1 protein-coding gene and 2 pseudogenes are annotated in these 2,683 nt (G+C 71.5%); all 3 read right to left on the reverse strand.

The features are described 5' to 3' along the window. Positions 1 to 297 (reverse strand): annotated as a pseudogene (locus tag HW445_RS25800) (hypothetical protein); the annotation flags it as partial. A 134-nt stretch (positions 298 to 431) separates the two neighbouring features. Then, positions 432 to 2,174, reverse strand: a complete 1,743-nt coding sequence (locus HW445_RS25805; RefSeq protein WP_180223302.1) for a pyruvate dehydrogenase — start codon at positions 2,172 to 2,174, stop codon at positions 432 to 434. 91 nt (positions 2,175 to 2,265) lie between these two features. Beyond that, positions 2,266 to 2,683 (reverse strand): annotated as a pseudogene (locus HW445_RS25810) (protein phosphatase 2C domain-containing protein); the annotation flags it as partial.

Consider the following 2,683-nt stretch of genomic DNA (forward strand, 5'->3'; position numbering starts at 1 on the left):
GTTGGTGACCAGTTCGGTGGTCAGCAGTTCCGCCGTCTCCAGCACGTCGCCGTCCTGCGGCCAGCCCGGCGCGTCGCACCGCACCAGCTCCCGTAGCGCGCGCCGTGCCCGGGGCACGGCGCCCAGGTCGGCCCGGCGCAGCCGTTGCCGCAGCCGCGGCCGCCGTATGCGGAGGCGGGGCCTGGGGGCCGGGACGCCGCCCGGTTCCGGTACCGCCGGTCGCACGACTGGTCCGGTGGACGGCTCCGCCGCGTCGGCGACGGCGGAACTGCCCGCCTGTGGTGCCTGCCTCTTCATGACCCCCCGTTCGCGCCCGTTCGCGCATGTCGTTCTCGAACACGCTCACGGGAATGCATGCCCGCGTCCGGAACGCGGCACTCATCCCGATCCGGCAGGGGTCCGGGAGGGCGCGGGGAACGGCGCGCCGACCGTCAGGGGCGGGGCACGTTGCGCAGGTTGGAGCGCGCCATCTGCAGCATCCTTCCCACACCGCCGTCCAGCACCACCTTGGAGGCCGAGAGCGCGAACCCGGTCACCATCTCTTTCTTGATCTTCGGCGGGATGGACAGCGCGTTCGGGTCGGTCACCACGTCGACGAGCGCGGGCCCCTTGTGCCGGAAGGCGGCCTTCAGTGCGCCCGCGAGGTCCTTCGGCTTCTCCACCCGTGCCCCGAACGCCCCGCACGCCTCGGCGACGGCGGCGAAGTCCGGGTTGGTGTTGGCGGTGCCGTGCGAGGGCAGGCCGGCGACCAGCATCTCCAGCTCGACCATCCCGAGCGAGGAGTTGTTGAACAGCACCACCTTCACGGGCAGGTCGTACTGCACCAGGGTGAGGAACTCGCCCATCAGCATGGCGAATCCGCCGTCCCCGGACATCGAGACGACCTGCCGCCTGCGGTCGGTGAACTGTGCCCCGATCGCCATCGGCAGCGCGTTGGCCATCGAGCCGTGGGAGAACGAACCGATCACCCGGCGCCGCCCGTTGGGGGTGATGTAGCGCGCGGCCCACACGTTGCACATGCCGGTGTCGACGGTGAACACGGCGTCGTCGTCGGCGAGTTCGTCGAGCACGGAGGCCACGTACTCGGGGTGGATCGGTACGTGCTTGTCCACCTTGCGGGTGTAGGCGCTGACCACTCCCTCCAGCGCGTCCGCGTGCTTCTTCAGCATCTTGTCGAGGAACTTGCGGTTCTTCTTCGGTTTCACCCTGGGGATCAGGCACCGCAGGGTCTCCTTGACGTCGCCCCACACCGCCAGGTCGAGCCGGGAGCGGCGGCCGAGGCGCTCGGGGCGGACGTCGATCTGGGCGATCGGCACGTCGTCGGGGAGGAAGGCGTTGTAGGGGAAGTCGGTGCCGAGCAGGATCAGCAGGTCGCACTCGTGGGTGGCCTCGTAGGCGGCGCCGTAGCCGAGCAGGCCGCTCATGCCCACGTCGTACGGGTTGTCGTACTGGATCCACTCCTTGCCGCGCAGCGCGTGCCCGACCGGCGACTTGATCAGTTCGGCGAGGCGCATGACCTCGCCGTGCGCGTCCTTGCAGCCGGCGCCGCAGAACAGGGTGACCTTGTCCGCCTTGTCGATCAGCTCGACCAGCGCGTCGAGTTCGGTGTCCCCGGGGCGGACCGACGGCCGGGAGGTGACCAGCGCCGTGTCGTACGCGCCCTCGGGGGCGGGCTCGTCGGCGATGTCGCCGGGCAGGGTGACGACGCTGACGCCGGAGCGGCCCACCGCGTTCTGCACGGCGGTGTTCAGCAGACGCGGCATCTGCGCCGGGCTGGAGATCATCTCGCTGTAGTGGCTGCAGTCGCGGAACAGCCGGTCCGGGTGGGTCTCCTGGAAGAAGCCGAGCCCGATCTCCGAGGAGGGGATGTGCGAGGCGAGGGCCAGCACCGGGGCCATGGACCGGTGGGCGTCGTACAGCCCGTTGATCAGGTGCAGGTTGCCGGGACCGCAGGAGCCGGCGCAGGCGGCCAGCTGCCCGGTGATCTGCGCCTCGGCGCCGGCGGCGAAGGCGGCGGCCTCCTCGTGGCGCACGTGCACCCAGTCGATGCCCTTGTGACGGCGGACGGCGTCCACCACGGGGTTGAGGCTGTCCCCGACCACCCCGTACATCCGCCGCACGCCCGCGCGGGTGAGGATGTCGACGAACTGCTCAGCGACGTTCTGCTTGGCCATGGTGAGGCGTGCCCTTCGCTGCGTGCTCACGATCCGTGTCCGGACCGCACGTGTCCCCGTTCTGGGGACCATCAATCCACGCGGCGCGGGATCACGCCTCCCAGACGGCCACCGCCGTACGGTCGTCGGCGTAACCCTTCACCCGCACCTGCACGTCCGCCAGGAAACCGGCGAGTCCCGGCGGCTCGGGCGCGGCCCACCGCCGTGCCAGGTGGGTGAGGAGCGCGGGTTCGTCCTCCAGCGGTTCGGCCAGGCCGGCCGCGGACATCAGCAGCCGGTCCCCCGGGCGGGCGACGCAGGTGCGGAACCGGAACGGCTCGCGGGGCGGTTCGGGCGCCGGTTCGTAGGGGCTCGGCGGGGTCGCTATGCCGAGGTCGAGGGTGAGTTCACCGGGCTTCGCCGCGGGCCCGGCCGGACGGGGTTCGAGGTCCTGCCAGTCGCCGTCGCGCAGCCGGTGCAGGCCGCCCGCGCCGACACCGAAGAACACCCGGGTGCGGCATTCCGGGTCG

The organism is Streptomyces sp. UH6, from assembly GCF_013421635.1.
Lineage (GTDB): Bacteria > Actinomycetota > Actinomycetes > Streptomycetales > Streptomycetaceae > Streptomyces > Streptomyces abyssomicinicus.

Excerpts from the sequence above, each read along its gene's own strand:
- HW445_RS25805 (WP_180223302.1), bottom strand. The coding sequence starts at position 2,174 with ATGGCCAAGCAGAACGTCGCTGAGCAGTTCGTCGACATCCTCACCCGC.